Annotated in this window: 15 protein-coding genes; 6 read left to right on the top strand and 9 right to left on the bottom strand. The window is 35.6% G+C overall.

What is annotated here, in order from left to right; genetic code table 11:
* Positions 1–86: 86 nt before the first annotated feature.
* The 5 genes from CNQ82_RS01620 to CNQ82_RS01600 all read right to left on the bottom strand — a co-directional run bounded on the left by CNQ82_RS01620 (position 87) and on the right by CNQ82_RS01600 (position 5206).
* Positions 87–653, bottom strand: coding sequence for a zinc ribbon domain-containing protein (locus tag CNQ82_RS01620; protein ID WP_123143786.1), 567 nt, complete (start codon positions 651–653; stop codon positions 87–89).
* A 233-nt stretch (positions 654–886) separates the two neighbouring features.
* On the bottom strand, positions 887–1438 hold the full coding sequence (locus CNQ82_RS01615; RefSeq protein ID WP_123143785.1) for a TetR family transcriptional regulator: 552 nt from the start codon (positions 1436–1438) through the stop codon (positions 887–889).
* 164 nt (positions 1439–1602) lie between these two features.
* Positions 1603–2517 (bottom strand): DMT family transporter, encoded by a 915-nt coding sequence (locus CNQ82_RS01610; protein ID WP_123143784.1) that lies wholly within the window; start codon positions 2515–2517, stop codon positions 1603–1605.
* 122 nt (positions 2518–2639) lie between these two features.
* Positions 2640–3947: a CitMHS family transporter gene (locus CNQ82_RS01605; protein WP_123143783.1), complete on the bottom strand. Its 1308-nt coding sequence runs from the start codon at positions 3945–3947 to the stop codon at positions 2640–2642.
* 179 nt (positions 3948–4126) lie between these two features.
* On the bottom strand, positions 4127–5206 hold the full coding sequence (locus CNQ82_RS01600; RefSeq protein WP_123143782.1) for a M20 family metallopeptidase: 1080 nt from the start codon (positions 5204–5206) through the stop codon (positions 4127–4129).
* 204 nt (positions 5207–5410) lie between these two features.
* On the opposite strand from CNQ82_RS01600, the gene CNQ82_RS01595 reads away from it, so the two are divergent.
* From CNQ82_RS01595 to CNQ82_RS01585, 3 genes are read left to right on the top strand one after another with little or no spacing between them, the layout of a single operon-like run.
* Positions 5411–6850, top strand: a complete 1440-nt coding sequence (locus CNQ82_RS01595; RefSeq protein ID WP_123143781.1) for an NAD-dependent succinate-semialdehyde dehydrogenase — start codon at positions 5411–5413, stop codon at positions 6848–6850.
* Between the two features lie 20 nt (positions 6851–6870).
* Positions 6871–8292, top strand: a complete 1422-nt coding sequence (locus CNQ82_RS01590) for a glutamine synthetase family protein (protein WP_123143780.1) — start codon at positions 6871–6873, stop codon at positions 8290–8292.
* 41 nt (positions 8293–8333) lie between these two features.
* Positions 8334–9101: an SDR family NAD(P)-dependent oxidoreductase gene (locus tag CNQ82_RS01585; RefSeq protein WP_123143779.1), complete on the top strand. Its 768-nt coding sequence runs from the start codon at positions 8334–8336 to the stop codon at positions 9099–9101.
* A gap of 196 nt (positions 9102–9297) precedes the next feature.
* On the opposite strand, the gene eutH is transcribed toward CNQ82_RS01585, so the two are convergent.
* From eutH to gabR, 4 genes are all read right to left on the bottom strand, one after another.
* Positions 9298–10581: an ethanolamine utilization protein EutH gene (gene eutH, locus CNQ82_RS01580; protein ID WP_123143778.1), complete on the bottom strand. Its 1284-nt coding sequence runs from the start codon at positions 10579–10581 to the stop codon at positions 9298–9300.
* Positions 10582–10745: 164 nt separating this feature from the next.
* Positions 10746–11336, bottom strand: a complete 591-nt coding sequence (locus CNQ82_RS01575; RefSeq protein ID WP_123143777.1) for an ANTAR domain-containing response regulator — start codon at positions 11334–11336, stop codon at positions 10746–10748.
* A complete protein-coding gene (locus CNQ82_RS01570) occupies positions 11317–12717 on the bottom strand; it encodes a sensor histidine kinase (protein ID WP_276308812.1) in 1401 nt (466 codons plus the stop codon). Before CNQ82_RS01570 ends, CNQ82_RS01575 begins: the two co-directional genes overlap by 20 nt.
* A 202-nt stretch (positions 12718–12919) precedes the next feature.
* On the bottom strand, positions 12920–14308 hold the full coding sequence (gene gabR, locus CNQ82_RS01565) for a MocR-like transcriptional regulator GabR (RefSeq protein WP_123143775.1): 1389 nt from the start codon (positions 14306–14308) through the stop codon (positions 12920–12922).
* Positions 14309–14409: 101 nt separating this feature from the next.
* Here gabR and gabT point away from each other — a divergent pair, with 101 nt between their 5' ends.
* The 3 genes from gabT to CNQ82_RS01550 are packed head-to-tail and all read left to right on the top strand — an operon-like array spanning position 14410 to position 18504.
* Positions 14410–15732, top strand: a complete 1323-nt coding sequence (gene gabT, locus CNQ82_RS01560; RefSeq protein ID WP_123143774.1) for a 4-aminobutyrate--2-oxoglutarate transaminase — start codon at positions 14410–14412, stop codon at positions 15730–15732.
* A 29-nt stretch (positions 15733–15761) separates the two neighbouring features.
* Positions 15762–17159: an APC family permease gene (locus tag CNQ82_RS01555; protein ID WP_123143773.1), complete on the top strand. Its 1398-nt coding sequence runs from the start codon at positions 15762–15764 to the stop codon at positions 17157–17159.
* Positions 17122–18504 carry an NAD-dependent succinate-semialdehyde dehydrogenase gene (locus tag CNQ82_RS01550; RefSeq protein ID WP_123143772.1) on the top strand — a complete coding sequence of 461 codons (1383 nt, stop codon included), beginning with the start codon at positions 17122–17124 and terminating at the stop codon, positions 18502–18504. Before CNQ82_RS01555 ends, CNQ82_RS01550 begins: the two co-directional genes overlap by 38 nt.
* Positions 18505–18537: the final 33 nt, after the last annotated feature.

Genomic DNA, 18537 nt, shown 5'->3' with positions numbered 1-18537 from the left:
TCAAGTGAAAATTTGATTCGTTATCTTATATATTAACAATCATTTCGCTTCATTTGTATGCCTTTCCTAAACGTCCGACTATTCACTTACGTCTGAGGTACATTTTCTATCGCTTTAATGTATTGACGACTTGTAAATACTTTAATACTGAAACCATCGTAAATGTTTGTTTCATAGAACCAAATATCTCCCCTGATTGCGCCTGGTTCATTATGAACATCAGTAAAGGCTTTTTTAGTCATTTGATTCGGTGTCACATAGACATGATCCACTTTATCATCATGGTTATACGTTACGGCCATATCACCATACTGCCGGGCATCGTTACCGTTAATTTCTCTCGTTCCATCTGATTTACCAAACTTCTTTTCTATCTCTTTTTTTGAAGTCCCGATTTTAAACCCTTTGTATCCTTCTGTTTGCGGTGTTTGCATAAACTCTTGAATGAATTCTGGTGAATTAACATTAATAGTGACTTTCTTATGGCTAGGTCTCTGTTGCTTTGTTTCACGTTTTTCTGCATTATAGTTATTATTTTTATCACTTGAATTCATAAATACAAAATATACTATGCCTATTATTATTGCGAGTCCAATTATCCCTAAAATAATCCAGAGAATCGTAGTTCGCGGAGATCGTGTACGTTTATTCATAAGTTGTTTTCCCCTTAAAGATAGTTTTATATTTATTATAATTAAATTGGTGTAGGCACGCTATATTTATGTAAACAATAATTTAAAAAGCACTTAATAGTTTCATTATCTTGTATTGTTGTCTTGGTGGGATTTTTAGACTTCCGACAGTCTAACATCAGACAACCCGTAGCCTTACCTATATAAAAAAGACGCAATTGCATATCCTGCAATTACGCCCTACTATAAAGTATTTATGCTTTTACTTTGATATTGACCATTTTATGGAATAAAGTGTCAGCTTCATCTGCTGATATTTTAACACTACTATTTTCTATCCAATTAGAAAATCCTTTGATTGCTCCACCATAAAGATAGAACACCAAATCCTCTGGTATATCAGAATCTTTATCTATTTGATCAATATTTTCTTGGATATCTTTTTGTAACAACTTGATGAATTGTGAAAACATTAAATCATTGAACTCTTTATCTTCTTTCTGCTTTTCTAAAATACGATGAAAATCTTTAGTCCCTTCAAATCCTTTTTCTGTCACTCTGAACGGATGATTAATGCGTTCTTTAAATTCGTATGAAAAATATTTTTCACTTAGATTATTCAACATTAATTCTAATAACGCATATTTATCATGAAAATGTTTGTAAAATGTTGTACGGTGCACCATAGAACGGTCACATATTTGGTCGATGGTAAGTTTAGAAAACTCTTTCTCTTCTAAAAGTTCATATAACCCCTTCAACAATAACTTTCTTGTACGTACGACGCGCAAATCTAATTTGTTCATTATCTTACTCACTCTTTCTAATATACTTACTTTAGTAAAAATCCCACTATCTTTTTACATTTGATTATACTGCTATTTAATCATATTTATTCTACATTGTACAGTTAAATATACAGTGTATATAAAAAGAAGTTTCACGCGAAACATTTTTTGTACATCAAAGATCAATATCTACTTAAAGCTTCCTGTCCTTTCATTCGAGGATTTCTACCGACAATCACAGCCGCACACATTACAGTGACAATTCCTGAAGTTTGCCACGTATTCAATACATCACCTAAGAAAATAACCCCGGTTAAAATCGCTACAATTGGTTCGAGTGTTGCGAGAATCGAAGCTTTGCTCGCTTCTAAATGTTTAAGACCTGCTATATAAAGTACATAAGCCATTACTGTTGAAACAAATGCTAAGCCAATGGATGCACCAATAACATCTGGATGTGCAAATTTTTCAATTTTTGAAGGTGTTTTACTGAAAATCAACATAAATAAACTGGTATATAGAAAGTTATAAGTCGTAATCGTTAAAGCAGAATAACGCTTAGTCACAGGCTTTGTGAAAATTGTATAAAGCGAATAGCATACCCCTGAAAGAATCCCTGTTACAATTACTTTAGTGCTCACTTCGACTTTGAATGAAGGTAATAATCCAACAACAAAACCACAACCTGTTATAGCTAAGATTAACGCAATAATTTTATTAGAATTCAAAGGCTCTTTGAAGAAAATTCGGCTGAGTAAAGTTACAAAGATAGGACCTGTATATAGCAAAGTTACCGCAAGCGATAAAGACGACTGTGAAAATGTTTCAAAATATAAATAGTTAAAAAATACCATGCTTAAAATTCCTGCACCCGCAAAATAAATGTGATCTTGCCATCTTGTTTTCAAAGATTTCGGGTTTGATACCAACATAAAAGTAATTAAAAAAATAAATGTCAATACACCTCGAATAGTTACCGCATCCCAAGCTGTAAACCCTCTGTCATACAGTGGTTGAATAAATAATCCGATTACTCCCCAACAGGCTGCACCTATTATTGTTAAAATATAGGGTCTCCATTTTGATTGTTGTTGCATTCTATAACCTCCCTCATTTTTGTTTAATTAGCAATACGGTGTCATTTTTCGGAATTATTTGACAACTAAAAAGATGGTAATTCTCTAAATTGCCATTACCACCTTGTGTGTTTCTTTTTAATTTAAAATGCAATAATTCCAATTAAACCAGCCACTAAAATCATAAATAATGAAGATCCGATCGCCCACTTCATTACAATCTTCTGGTTAGTACCATAATCGATACCAAGCATACCTACCAATAAATAACCGGCTGCGTATAATGGACTTAGTACATGCAGAGGCTGTCCTAAAATAGATGCTCTTGCCATCATGGCTTTAGAAATCCCGAATTGATGTGCAGATTCTGCGAGTATCGGTAGAATGCCATAATAGAAAGGATCATTTGCCATGAAGTAGGTAAATGGCATACTTAAAATGGCCGTGATTAAAGCAAAATGATTTCCCATGGCATCTGGTACAATATTTACTAATGAACTTGCCATTGCGTCCACCATTTTGGTACCACTCATGACACCTGTGAATACGCCTGAAGCGAATACTAAACTTACCACCGCTAATACATTGCCTGCATGGCGTTTAATAATCTCAGATTGTACATTCAAATGCGGATAGTTGATAATCAATGCTACTGCAAAACCAAGCATGAAGAGTACCGGAATAGGTAAGAAACTTGTAATCAAAGCACTTAATAATGCAATCGTTAAAATCGCATTGATTATCGTTAATTTCGGTCTCAGTAATTCTTTATCTTCTTCATTTGTCCCATTCGCATTATTCATTTCATCTAACGTGAGTGAAAGATGATTCTGAATGCCAATTCTTTTTCTTTCTCTGAGACCTAAAACATATGCAGCGAAGAAGGCAAAAAGGATACCTGCAACCATAACTGGAATAAGAGGTGTGAAAACTTCTTCAGTCGTTAATTGCAGTGAAGAAATCGCACGAGCTGTCGGTCCTCCCCATGGTGTCATATTCATGACTCCGATTGAGAGCAACGCTAAAGTAGATAATATGTATAGGTTCATCCCCATTTTCTTATAAAGCGGCATCATTGCTGTTACTGTAATAATAAAAGTTGTTGTACCGTCTCCATCCAGCGCTACAATTGATGCTAAAGCAACTGTACCGATAGTGATTTTAACCGGATCACCCTTAACACCTTTCATAATTATGCTGATGATAGGATTGAATAATCCTGCATCAATCATGACCCCAAAATAAAGTATTGCAAAGATTAACATAATTCCGGTCGGCGCTACGGTAGTCAAACCTTCCAATATGTCTTTACCTAAGCTTGAATAAAATCCCCCAATCAAGCCGAAGACTACTGGAACTACGATGAGTGCAACTAACGCAGACATTTTTCTACTCATGATTAAAATCATAAAGACAACAATCATGATAAAGCCTAAAATTGCTAAATTCATAAAATCTCCCCTTGTCTATATTCTGTTGTAACCCCTTTCAAGTAGATATAGAATACCATATCGTTTTAATATTGTGAATATTCAATATATAAACCTACTTATTCTGTTGAAGCGTCGAAAATATAAAAATTAAAAGTATGAATACTCTTATTCCTAGAGATTCATACTTTACGAACTGTTTATTTTGAGTAAGACTCAGCGAATTTCACCAATATATTTTTATAAGTTTCTATAGAGTTAATTTCAGCATATTCATTATCTCCATGCCATGCCGCACCAGAAGGTCCGAACTCAACAGCCGGTGTGCCGAAACGAGCAAAATATCTTGTATCGGCAAATCCATGTTGCCCAAATAATTTGACAGCTTCAGCAGGTTGTTGAGTTTCCTGAGAAATTTCTTTGACCAGCTTTTGAATCAATGGATTGTCTGTTTCATTTATTACAGAAGCACCTGATAAATGAACCGAAATTTCTCCATCCGTTATTGTTTGAATCTGTTTTAAAATTTCTTCTTCATTTTGGCCGGGTAAAAATCGTATATCATATGAAATGACCGCTTCATCTGGTACTTTGTTATAAACTGTTCCCCCTCTGATTTTGGCCAAATTAATAGATGGTCTATCAAATAACGCTGTAGATTCTTTAGCAAAAGGTAATTCTAATATTTTTTGATAAGTTTCTAATGCTTTTTCAATAGCATTATCACCTTCCCATGGACGACTGCCATGGGCTGATTTACCTTTTAAGTGAATATCAATTTGCAAAATCCCTTTAGCTTGATATCCAATACCAAGTTGGGTTGGCTCTCCGCAGATTACAAAATCCCCTAAATAACCTTGTTCTGTTAAGAAATTAGCACCATGTTTCCCACCAATTTCCTCATCCGTTACAAGTTGCAACTGAACAGATGTATTACCTAAATCTTTATGTTGTAATTCGCTCAAAGCACTCATCATGGCACTTACACCCGCTTTCATATCGGCAGAACCACGCCCATAAATCTTATTTCCTTCAACTTTGGGTTCAAATTGATCAGGTTTACCACTCACAACATCTACATGACCATTCAAAATTAATCGTTGTTCTCCTGACCCTATATTACAAATAAGAGAATCGAATCCATCGTTGGTTAATCGTACTGGTTCTAACCCTTCTTTTTCCAACCATGCTTTGCAAAATTGAAGTGTTTTATTCGCTGCATCTTTGGTTGAACTATCAAATTCAATTAATGATTTCAATAAGTCTAATGTCTTTGTCATAGAAATACCTTCTCTCTTTTAAGTTAGGTCACAGTATAATCCAGAGATTGAATATTGACAAGGTTCTGAATATTTAGTAGTATTGTTGATAAGTCACTAGACTTTCTGAAGTATACAAGTGAATTTAATTGAGCAAAGAGGCTTATACAATATCCGCAAAGGATAATTGTGTAGGCCTCTTTTTGTGTTAAGGAGGAGATTTATATGGGAGATAATTTGAATCATAACTGGACTAATGGCAAGAAAATTCAAACTGACAATGCCTTGAAAGTTACTAATCCAGCAACAAACGAAGTGATTGGAGAGGTGCCTAATGTAACTGAAGCTTTAATCAATGATGCAATCGATGCTTCATACCAAGCGTTCTCTTCTTGGTCAAAATTAACAGCTACTGAACGTGCCGATTATTTACATGCATGGGCTAAAAATTTGCTTCATAAAAAAGAAAAACTCGCTTCTATCATGACTGAAGAACAAGGTAAGCCTTATAGCGAGTCTTTAGGAGAGATTGAAGGTTGCGTTCAATTCATTAAATGGAATGCAGAAGAAGGAAAACGGATATACGGCGAGATTATACCCCCTTCTTCCCCTAACCAACGCATCTCAGTCATTAAACAACCTGTAGGTGTTTGCGCACTTATCACACCCTGGAATTTCCCAGGCGCTATGGTAGCTAGAAAAGTTTCACCTGCACTTGCAGCAGGCTGTACGGTTATCGTTAAACCGTCTAGTGAAACACCGCGCATAGCGATTGCTATCATGGATGAATTAATGGCAACCGGTATCGATAATGGTGTAGCAAATTTGATAACAGGCAAGTCATCACTCATTTCTGAAACACTATTACATGATCGCCGTGTCAGTAAAATTTCTTTCACTGGATCTACAGAAATTGGAAAGTTGTTAATGAAAAAAGCTGCGGACCAAGTGAAACGTATTTCTTTAGAACTTGGCGGAAACGCACCAGCTATCGTTCTAAATGATGCAGACTTAGATCAAGCTGCAGATGCCATTGCAGAAAACAAATTTGAAAATACAGGCCAGATGTGCAATGGCATTAATACGGTACTTGCGCAAAGTGAAATTAGAGATAAGCTTACAACTAAAATCATTGAGCGTGTGAACCAGTTAAGAGTAGGTCCTGGTAATCAAAAGGATGTTCAAGTCGGTCCATTAATTAATTCAGGAGCTATCGAAAAAGTTGAAAAACTTGTAAGTGAAGCTGAAAAAGAAGGTGCAAATATCGCTGCAGGCGGTAAAAGAGTGGATGATTCACCTTCTGACTTATTTTATCAACCTACAGTCGTTACAAATGTTAAACCTGAGATGTCTATTGCTAAAGAAGAAATATTCGGACCTGTAGCACCTATTATTTCTTTCGACACAATAGCTGAGGCTATTAAAATTGCAAATGCTTCTCCATACGGTTTAGCGGCCTATTTCTTCTCAAACAATGTAAATACTGTCTATCAAGTCAGTGAACAATTAGACTTCGGAATGATTGGTGTAAATGGTACTCAATTAAGTGTCCCTCAAGCACCATTCGGCGGTATCAAAGAAAGCGGAATGGGCCGTGAAGGCGGACATTATGGATTAGATGGTTTCTTAGAATTAAAATATATCTCACTTTCATTAGATGCATAAATATTAAGGAGGCGGTTCAAATGTTTAGAGAGATTAATGATTTTAACAAACATCGTCGTAACAAAAAGAAAACAGGAAACATTACAAAAGATGAAATGATGGAAATGATTGATAAAGGTAAAATTGATACTTTGGTACTTGGTTTTTGCGATATGCAAGGTCGTTTGATGGGGAAACGTATCACAGGCGATTTCATTTTAGAAAATGACATTTCAGAGGGTACACATTTTTGCAACTATCTTTTAGGTACAAACTTTGAAATGGATACAGATGATGGCTATGATTTCATGAATTGGGATAAAGGATATGGTGATTATTTAGCATTACCAGATTGGAATACCTTAAAAGTAATTCCTTGGATGTCACGTACAGCTATGGTTTTCGCAGATGTATATACAGTAGATGGCAGTGAACCAATTAGCGTGGCTCCGCGTAATATTTTGCAGCACCAAATCCAAAAAGCTGAAGCTTACGGCCTATCTCCTCATATGGCCAGTGAATTAGAATTCTACTTATTTAATGATTCATTCAAAGACATAAATGCGCAAGGTTATGATGAATTAGAACCAGCAGGTCATTTAAACGAAGACTATAATTTATTGCAAGGTTCAAAAAACGAACCGCTTTATCAAGAAATACGTCGCCAAATGAGCCTGATGGATATTATCGTTGAATCTTCTAAAGGTGAGGCTTACAAAGGACAACATGAAATCAACTTAAAATATTCAGATGCAATCAATGCAGCAGATCAACATTTAATGTTCAAACATGGGATGAAAGAAATTTGTATTCAAAATGAGAAATCTGTTACTTTCATGGCTAAACCTTTTGAAGAGTGGACAGGCTCAAGCGGCCATATCCATTTAAGTATGATGGATACCAATACTGGCAAAAATGCTTTTTATGCAGGTAATGATGCTTCAAATCCAATGTCTGAAACAATGCAGCATTTCTTAGCAGGTGTCATCAAATATACGAAAGATTTTGCATTGATGTTTGCTCCGAATATTAATTCTTATAAACGTTTTGCTCCAAACAGTTGGGCACCAGTAAGTATTGCATGGAGCAAAGATAACCGTTCAGCTGGTTATCGTGTTGTGGGTGAAGGTAATGCTTTACGCTTTGAATCTCGTATTTGCGGAGCAGACATGAATCCATATCTTGCTTATGCCGCTTTAATCGGCGCAGGTTTATATGGAATTGAACATAAAGAAATTTTAGCAGATGAATTAAAAGGTAATGCGTATGAACAAAATGAAGTGGATCGTATTCCATCTTCTCTTCATCAAGCTATTTTAGAATGGAAAAACAGTGACGTGGTGAAAGAGGTGCTTGGCGAAGAAGTAGCAAAACACTATTTACATGCAGCACAAACAGAACAAGATGAATACGACTCATTTGTAACTACTTGGGAACGCGCGCGTTACTTTGAACAAGGTTAATCTTTTTCAATATAAACTTATTATACGAGGAGGCTTTTAAAATGAGATTAAAAGATAAGGTGTGCATTATAACAGGTGCCGGTGGCGGTATGGGTAAAGTCGCGGCAGAGATGTTTTCTAAAGAAGGTGCAAAAGTCGCTGTATTTGAAAGAGATCAAAAAGCAGGAAAACAAGTTGTGGATCAAATCAACCAAGATGGCGGCGAAGCTTCTTTCTTTGAAGTCGATATTATTGATGAAGAAGCTGTAAAAAATGCAGTGGAAGGCGTTGTTGAAGAATATGGCCACATTGATGTGTTATACAATAATGCAGGTGTAATGCCTGAAGCTGATAATTCTGTTATCAACACTGAACAAGCAGTTTGGGACTTAGTAATGAATATCAATGTCAAAGGTATTTTCTTGATGACAAAATATGTTATTCCAGTTATGGAAAAGCAAGCTTCTGGATCAATTATTAATATCGCTTCTTTTGTAGCCCAAATGGGTTGCTCGGTTCCTCAAGATGCCTATACTGCATCTAAAGGTGCAGTGGTCGCATTAACAAAATCATTAGCTATTCAATTCCGTCCGAAAGGTATCAGAACCAATGCTATCAGCCCTGGTCCTATAGAAACACCTTTATTGATGGAATGGCTAGTATCTGATGAAGAAGCCAAAGCAGTCCGTCTTGGTCGTCAACCTGCGGGACGTTTTGGCAAACCAGAAGATATTGTTAATTGTGCCATCTATCTTGCTTCAGATGAATCCGATTGGACAAATGGAGCAAATATTAATGTAGATGGCGGTATTACTGCCAATTATTTCTAAGAATAACCTGAAATCACTCCTAAAACCTTCCTAAATAAAATAAACAACCCTAAATTAAAACAGAGCTGATCAAAACTCCCTTCAGCTCTGTTTTAATGTGCTTTATAATTTTGTTATCCCTATCAAAACTGCCTAAACAAAATTAAATAAATGATGCTTAGGCAGTTTTAATAGATTGATTTGTGTATGATTTTATTTATATTTTAGATTTCGTTTCGGGAGCCTCTTCTCCGCGTTCAGTTGCTTCTTCTTCGATATATTCATCAGGTTTAATAATACCTGCACGTCGATCAATTTCTTCCAATTTTCTTGCTTTAGGCAAACATAAGAGATAAGCAAACCCAATAGCAATGAGTCCCGCACTGAATTTACCAATCATGACTGCCGGGATTAAATTTGGTTGGAAATTAGCAGTGTAAGAGAGATGGTCTCCAAGCAAGAAAGCTGAACATACACCAAACGAAATATTTATGACTTTATCTTTAGGCGGCATATCTTTAACCAATTTAAACATTGCTAAAATATTAGCCATGGTAGCAATAATACCTGCACTTCCCACTTCACTCAATCCTACTTTTTGTCCAAATCGGGTTAATGCATTTGAAAAGTATTTTCTAATTAAGTAAACCATCGGGAACGCTCCAGAAAGCATAATTGCGATATTCCCAGCATTTTCTAACGCCCTGAATTTGTCTTTGTCATCTGCCATAATAGGGTCAAATCCCCAAACGCCAAATACATTAGTGAAAAAACCAGTAAAAATCTGTACTACTGAAAATACAAAGACGAGTTTGATACAAACATCTAATATTTTACCAAATATGATAAATCCTTTAATCATAATATCTGAGAAGAAGTATAAACCTGCTGCTGTGATGACAACAAAAATGAGTAACGGCAATAAATTCAACAACACTGTTGAAAAACTAATTGAAAATACATGTGTAGCTGCGCCTACTGTTTCTATTGTTGTTCTTATTTTTACATGACTCATAATCATAATAAATGTAGAAATAAATACACCGAAAGGAATCGCTAGCAATCCAGATAATATCCCTAATGCCATATATTTATGATCTCTTTTTTCTAACATCGGCAATCCCAAAGGAATAGAGAATACAATTGTAGCACCTGCCATAAAACCTACAATCATTGCCATAATCCATCCTTCATAACTCTCTTTCAAAACATTTGCCAATTGGTAGCCACCCATGTCTGTGGCTAAGATTGAAGTTGCAGCAATGGCTGGATCAGCCCCTATTTTATGAAATAACGGCCCGAACACCTGCTCAATAAAACGTGAAATAAATGGAATAGAAGCCATAATTCCTGCTGAATTAGCAAAGATAGGACCAATTGTAAATATCCCTTCCATAAATTCTTTACCTATTCCAACTTCAGGATTCCTGATTGCTCCGAAAGCTCCCAATACTGCACAAATCATGATGATATATATGATTACTGTACCAATGTGTTCCATAAAGCATTCCCCCATTAAATCGTTGAGTTTATTAGAAATAATATTGTTTTAATTCTCTGCTATACTTTTTTAAACCACCTCCTAAAATGCAAAAAGATGCTTACAGACCTCTTGGTCAATGTAAGCATCTTTGCTTCGTATACTATTCACTTTTATAATTTATATCATTTGGTCAACTGTTTAATGACTTTTGCGGCTACTTTCTCCATTGAAATATGATGATTCATACTTAGTTTGCGTAATTTTTGGTAAGCCGCTTCTTCATCTAATTTCATTTCAGTCATTAATAAACCTTTTGCTTTTTCTATGAGTTTGCGATTCTCAACTTCTTCTTTTGCCTCATGCGACTCTTGTCTAAGTGCAGACATCTTTACAGATTGTGCCAATGCTATTTCCACCGCAGTTAGCAACTGAGATTCTGAAATAGGTTTGATGATATATCCCACAATATTTGCATCCTTAGCTTGTTCAATATATTCACTTTGACTGAATGCAGAAACGATTAAGATGGGTACATTATGTCGTTGACTGATAATCTTACTTGCTTTCAAGCCATTTAACTTCGGCATCTTAATATCCATAATAATTAAATCTGGTTTTTCTGTTTCATTCAGTTCAATTGCTTTTTCTCCATTTCCCACAGCAGAGGCAACGTCATAACCTGCTTCTTTCAACATTTCAACGATATCTAAACGTACAATTGAATCATCTTCAGCAACAATAATTTTTTTCAATTTAGCGACTCCCCCAATCATCAAATACCACCTTTCCCAAAGTGCCGAGACGATTGCGGCCAATCGTAAATTGTCCTTCTAAATCATTCTCAGTAATTGTATTTATGATATTTAGTCCAAACGATTGCTCATAATTCCCTTGTTCTTCTTGTCCATCATCTTGCACCATTAATACTAATTTCCCCGTTTTATTATTTTTTTCAAAAATAACATCAATATGACCTTCTTCTTGGTGATTAAAAGCATGAGTGACACAATTTGTAATCAATTCATTAGCAATCAAGGCGACTGAAACTGCAATATTAGATGATAGATAAAATGATTCTTGGATGTCAAAATGAATATGTAAATGTGGTGCATTCCCTGTACTTACAAGCATATTCCCGATTTTAATTATTAATTTCCCAATATCAACCTGATCAGCATACGCACCATCTAATATTACTTCATATACTGAAGCAATACTAAGTATTCTGTTTAAGCTCTCTTCAAAGTAATGTTTGCTTTCCTCAGGTATTCCTCTTCTCATTTGCAGTCTTAATAAGCTTGCAACTGTTTGAAGATTATTTTTCACACGGTGATGCACTTCACGAAGCGCAACAGATTTAGAAATAAGTTCTTTCTCTTTTTCCTTTAAATCAGTGATGTCATGCAGCATAATGATATGCCCTGATACATTCCCTAAATCATCAAATAATCGAATACACTTTACTTGGAAGTAATGACCTTGCAGCTTTCGCTCTTTAATGGTAATTACTTTACCATCTGTCAACATTTCTTCTATGTTAGGAAACAAGTCGACAAAGGAAAGACCCATTTTACAATCAATGCCGACGATATCTTTTACTAACTTTTCTGCTGTTAAATTAAAATAACGGATAATCAAGTCTTGATCGATATCGAACAAACTTTCATCAATCATATCTGAAAAAAACAATTGTTTTTCACTCGGATGCGATACAATTTGACTCAACGTATAAGTTGCTTCAGTCAGTGCTTTCATTTTATTTTCTTCAAGCAATTGATTACTGATATCTTTTTCCATAATCAATGCAGCAATCACACGATTATTATAAATAATAGGTGTAACATTTTGTTCAATCACTTTGCCTTCTTGAGACATTCCTCTATGATGATATACGCTTTTCTTAGTTTTAAAAACTTCGAATACAGCTGGTTCAAATCTTTCATAAGCATTTTGTTTAATAACAGAATTATGATATAACATATTATTTTGGTCCGGCGAGGCTTCTGCTACTACAATGATGTGCTTGTTATTTTCAGTAGGACAATCAATAAAAATACTAGCTTCATTAAGCTTTGCCATCGTTTGTAAGTGTTTGGATAATTCTTCAATTTCTTCAATTTCATCTTCAGTTAAATTTGTATGTTGTTGACATATTTCTCGAATATTTTCTATATCGCATCATTCCCAAAGTACGGAGATTAGAATATTTTGATTATTCATAATTATATACTATTATCTATTCCACTTTAGAAATTGTCAAATTTGTGAAAGAGTGCATTTGTGCAAATATATAATATTGATTTAACTCTGCTTTTTGTTATAAAAAGAAAAAGTTTTGACTATTATCCTTCCTATTTCAACTTCCAAACAATACTTTATCTAATACCTCCACCGTTTCATGCATTTTTCCATCTTCCACATTCGCAAAACCTATAATAATAGTTTGAGCGAATTGTTGGGAGATATCCTCTTGCATAAACCGATTGAGCGTGTACAATTCTAGTTCATAATCTTTGGCTCTTGCCTCGACTTGTTCATATGTGTAAGGTGAATCTACGTATATCACAAAATGTAAGCCTGCTTTTACGTTTTTAATAGTGACATTCTTACTTAATCTCGTTTTCAGTATGCGCACAAGCTTTTTTCTTTTATGTTCATATAAATGGCTCATTTTCCGTATATATCTCTCATAATGTCCATTATCAATAAACTTAGATAATGTTAATGCATTTAACGTACTGATTTCTGATACTGAATCTTTAAATACAGTCTCGAAATCTGCTACTAATTGCTCTGGTAAAATCATATAACTAATTCTTAATCCTGGTAAAAGTGTTTTGGAAAAGGTACCTAAATAGATGACCCTATTATTCTTATCTAAACTAAACAAAGAAGGTATATTATCTGTCCCATATTTATATTCGCTATCATAGTCATCCTCAATGATAAAATGCTCTAAACTGGTTGCCCAGTTGAGTAATTCAATTCTTCTAGAAATTGACATGATAGTTCCAATAGGAAACTGATGAGAGGGTGTTGTTAACATGAGATGAGGATTATTCTTTTTAATGGTTTGTATTGAAGCTCCCTTATTGTCCAAAGGAATATGGGATATTTCAAAGTTCTGCTGCTGAATAAGATGTCGCATACGCGTATAACCAGGATTTTCAATACCTATTAACGAGGCTTGATCGAATAATTTCAATAAGTATAAAATCAGTGCATTCGTTCCTGATCCGACAATAATTTGTTCTGTATCACAAGATATACCGCGTTTAAATGAAACTAATTTAGCTATGGACTGTCTCAATTGCAGAGGTCCTTTAAAGTAAGGCACTTCTGACAAGAGTGCTTGAGACTCTTTGAATACTTGCTTTTGTAATTTGATCCATGTCTCAATAGGAAATTCTGATAAATTTGTGGACATATGTGACAAAGTATATTTGAAATGAGGCTTCTCTTCTACTTTTTCTTTAAATCGATTTCCATCAGACTGATGATTGGGTTCTACAATCAATTCATTTAAAGATTCAATAAAATAACCTTGTCTTTCTTTAGTATATATATAACCTTCCGCAATCAACTGTTCATAAGCTGTTTTTACGCTGTTAATACTGACATTCATTTCTTTTGCCAACGCTCTTTTAGACAATAGTTTTTCATGACTTTTATATTTGTGGTCTAAAATATCTTTTTTCAACTGATTGTAAATTTTTCTATATATATAATTTTGCTCATCTGTCATCTTTTACCACCTCTGGTACCATTGTTTTTCTAGTTCTGGTTCTTTTCATTGTACCAATTTATAACGTATGATACTCCTAATAAACAAATGGAGGGGATTCTATGACATTGCAAGGTAATCAAACAAATAAAGAAATGAGTAACCAAGCTTATGGGGAATTAAGAAATCGTTATGTAGCACGAGGAGTCGGTAACGGCAATTTAAATGTAGCTAAACATGCTGAAGGTGCTACGGTTACTGATATTGAAGGCAATGAATATATTGATTTCGCTGCTGCAATCGGTACTTTGAATGTAGGTCACAGTCATCCTAAAATTGTGAAGCACATTAAAGAGAAAGTTGAAGATTTTATTCATCCAGGATTTAATGTCATTATGTATGAAAGTTACTTGCAGTTAGCTGAAAAATTAGCACATCTGACACCAGGTGATTTTGATAAAAAAGTGATTTTACTCAACTCTGGTGCTGAAGCCGTTGAGAATGCGGTTAAAATTGCCAGAAAGTATACAGGCAGAACAGGTGTTGTATCCTTTGTACGCGGTTTCCATGGTCGTACTAACTTAACAATGTCTATGACAAGTAAAGTTCGTCCTTATAAATTAGGTTTTGGACCTTTTGCGCCTGATGTTTATCAAGCTCCTTATCCTAATTTTTCAGAAAAGCCCGACAAATTAAGCGATGAAGAATATGTAGATTATACAATTCAACAACTACGAGATTTCTTTATTTCAGCTGTAGATCCTGAAACAGTAGCTTGTATCGTGATGGAACCTGTTCAAGGCGAAGGTGGATTTATTATTCCGGATCAGAAATTTGTAGAAGCTGTCAGAGAAATTTGTGATGAACACAATATTGTATTTGTAGCAGATGAAATCCAATCAGGATTTGCTCGTACTGGCAAAACATTTGCGATGGAACATTTTGATGTAGCGCCTGACTTAATGACCGTTTCTAAATCACTTGCAGCCGGCTTCCCTCTTAGCGGAGTTGTAGGTCGTGCAGAAATTATGGATAGTTCGAATCCGGGAGAATTAGGCGGTACTTATTGCGGTAATCCTATCGCTTGTGAAGCAGCCTTAAAAGTAATTGAAATTATTGAAGAAGAAAATCTTAATGAAAAAGCAGAACATATTGGTGCAGTTATTCAAGATAGACTAGAAACATTATCACAGAAAGTCGACTTTATAGGAGATATTAGACGTCTTGGTGCAATGGTTGCTATGGAAATCGTAAATCCTGAAACAGGAGCGCCTGATAAAGCGAAAACTGCAGAAATTGTAAAACAAGCAAATGCTAATGGACTTTTGCTGCTCTCAGCAGGTCTTAAAGGTAATGTTATTCGTTTCTTAACACCACTTGTTATTACAGATGAAGAACTGAATAAAGGATTGGAGATTTTAGAAAATGTAAGCACAAACGTTTAAAAAATAGATAAACAAATGGGGTATGCGTTATGAAATCACATTTCAATAAATCCATGAGCATTATGGATGTTTTGTTTCTTGCCATCGGAGCCATGCTCGGTTGGGGATGGGTTGTATTATCAGGAGAATGGGTTTCAACAGCAGGATTTTTAGGGAGTATTATTGCATTTCTAATTGGTGGATTATTCGTTATCTTTATCGGTTTGACATATGCTGAATTAGCTTCAGCATTTCCAGAAACTGGCGGCGGCTTTGTCTTTGTTAAAAAAGCCTTTAAACCAGGGCTTGCCTTTATTTCTGGCTGGTCTGTTTTATTCGGTTATGTCTCAGTTATCACATTTGAAGCTGTGGCTCTGCCTACAGTAATTGATTACGTGCTGCCTTTCAAACACTCAGGATTTCTATGGAATATCCAGGGATGGGATGTTTATTTAACTTGGGTACTGATTGGATCCATCGGCAGTGTCATTTTAACATCACTTAACTATTTCGGTATTAAACCTGCAGCGATTATGCAGACAGTCTTTACAGTTTTTATTGTAGCAGTCGGACTCTTACTAGTTGGCGGCGCTGGTGTGAATGGAAACTTTCATAATTTAAAACCATTATTTGTTGATGGTTTCGGCGGTACAATGTCCATTCTCATTATGATTCCGTTCTTGTTTGTTGGTTTCGATGTTATTCCGCAAATTGCTGAAGAGGTAAAAGCCCCTTCTAAGAAAATCGGAAAAATATTAATTATTTCTATCATTGCATCTGTCTTTTTCTATTTATTAATTGTCTTCGGTGTAGCTACAGGCTTAACACCTAAAGAATTAAAAACAAGCAACTTAGCGACTGCTGATGCGATGGTAAACTTATTTGGAAGCGGCGGTTTTGGTGTATTACTCGTGCTCGGAGGAGTAGCTGGTATTATTACAAGTTGGAACGCTTTTATTATAGGCGGAAGCAGAATTTTATATGCTATGGCTAAGAACGGTATGATTCCTAAATGGTTCGCTTATATTCATCCAAAATATAAAACGCCTACTCATGGTATTATTTTCTTAGGAATCTTAGCTTTCGTAGCACCATTATTAGGACGCCCTGCTTTAGTATGGATTGTAGACGCAGGGGGTATAGGTGTAGTAATTGGATATTTCCTCGTAGCATTATCATTCTTAAAACTAAGAAAAACGGCACCAGATTTAGAGCGTCCGTATAAAATTAAAAACGGCAAAGTTGTAGGAATTATCGCAATTATTTTAAGTTTATCGTTCATAGCAATTTACTTGCCCGGCATGCCTTCATCATTGTTATGGCCGTCTGAATGGCTGATCGTATTTGTATGGTATGGCATCGCAGCAGTATTATACTATGTTCAAAAGAGGAAAAATGAGGTGGTAAAGAATGGCAAAATTAGAAGTTTTGAACCCGGCAACGAATGATGTCATTGAAACTTTAGAGTACACAGATGAAGCAACGATTCATCAACAAATCGAAAATGCACAGAAAGCCTTTGAGTCTTGGCGAGAAGTAGATGCACATACACGCTCGCAAAAGTTATGGGCTTGGTCTCAATTAATCGATGAACACAAAGAAGAATTAGCTGAATTGATTACCAAAGAAGGCGGCAAACCTTTGAAAGAAGCTTTAGGCGAAGTGGATTATGCACGTTCATATGTAGACTGGTATGCAGAAGAAGCGAAACGTCTATATGGCCGTACAATTCCAGCAAATACGACTTCTAAGAAAATTATCGTTCAGTCATTTCCAGTTGGTGTGGTGGGTGCGATTACGCCTTGGAACTTCCCAGCTGCAATGATTACGCGTAAAATGGCCCCTGCGTTAGCTGCAGGTTGTACTATTGTATGTAAACCCGCTGTACAAACGCCTTTGACAACGATTCGTTTGGTGGAACTGGCGCATGAAGCGGGCATCCCTGAAGATGCGATTCAATACGTCATTGCTTCTGGTAAAGACGCCGGTCGTATTTTCACAGAAAGCCCAATTATTCAAAAGATTACTTTTACAGGTTCTACTCCTGTCGGCAAAAAATTAATCGAAGGTGCTGCAGATTCAGTTAAAAATGTAACAATGGAATTAGGTGGATTGGCACCTGTTATTGTTCATAAAGATGCTGATATTGACTTTGCAGTGGACCAGACAATTGCTACGAAGTTCAGAAATGCAGGTCAAACTTGTATTTGTGCTAACCGTATTTACGTTCATGAAGATATTGTGTCGACTTATGTTGAAAAGTTAACTCAAAAAGTGAATGCTTTGAAAGTCGGTAATGGTCTGGATAAAGACGTTGATGTAGGACCTTTAATCAATCAACAAGCAGTAGACAAAGTTGTTGATCAAATTAAAGATGCTGAATCTAAAGGCGGCAAACTTTCCCGTTCATTAGAAGATATTGAGTCATTAGGCGGTAATTTCTTGAAGCCTGTAGTAATTTCTAATGTAAATCAAGATATGGTAATCATGCATAAAGAAACGTTCGGCCCGGTTGCGCCCGTGATGAGTTATTCTGAATTAGATGATGCGATTCAATATGCCAATGATACAGAATTTGGTTTAGCAGCTTACTTCTTCACAAATGATTATAAAACTGGATTCCATCTCTATAATCATTTGGATTATGGTGTCATCGGCTGGAACGACGGAGGTCCTTCTGCTGCTCATGCTCCATTCGGCGGTATGAAAGAAAGCGGTTATGGCCGTGAAGGCGGTATTGAAGGTATTCAACCTTATTTAGAAACTAAATATTTATCTATCGGCAATATGTAAATACTTGAAGGGACGGGGACATTATTTTGTTCA

Origin of the sequence: Staphylococcus debuckii, from assembly GCF_003718735.1 — a bacterium.
Classification (GTDB): Bacteria; Bacillota; Bacilli; order Staphylococcales; family Staphylococcaceae; genus Staphylococcus; species Staphylococcus debuckii.
The sequence above is the reverse complement of the archived record's forward strand: the minus strand, read 5'-3'. Positions and strand labels throughout refer to the sequence as shown.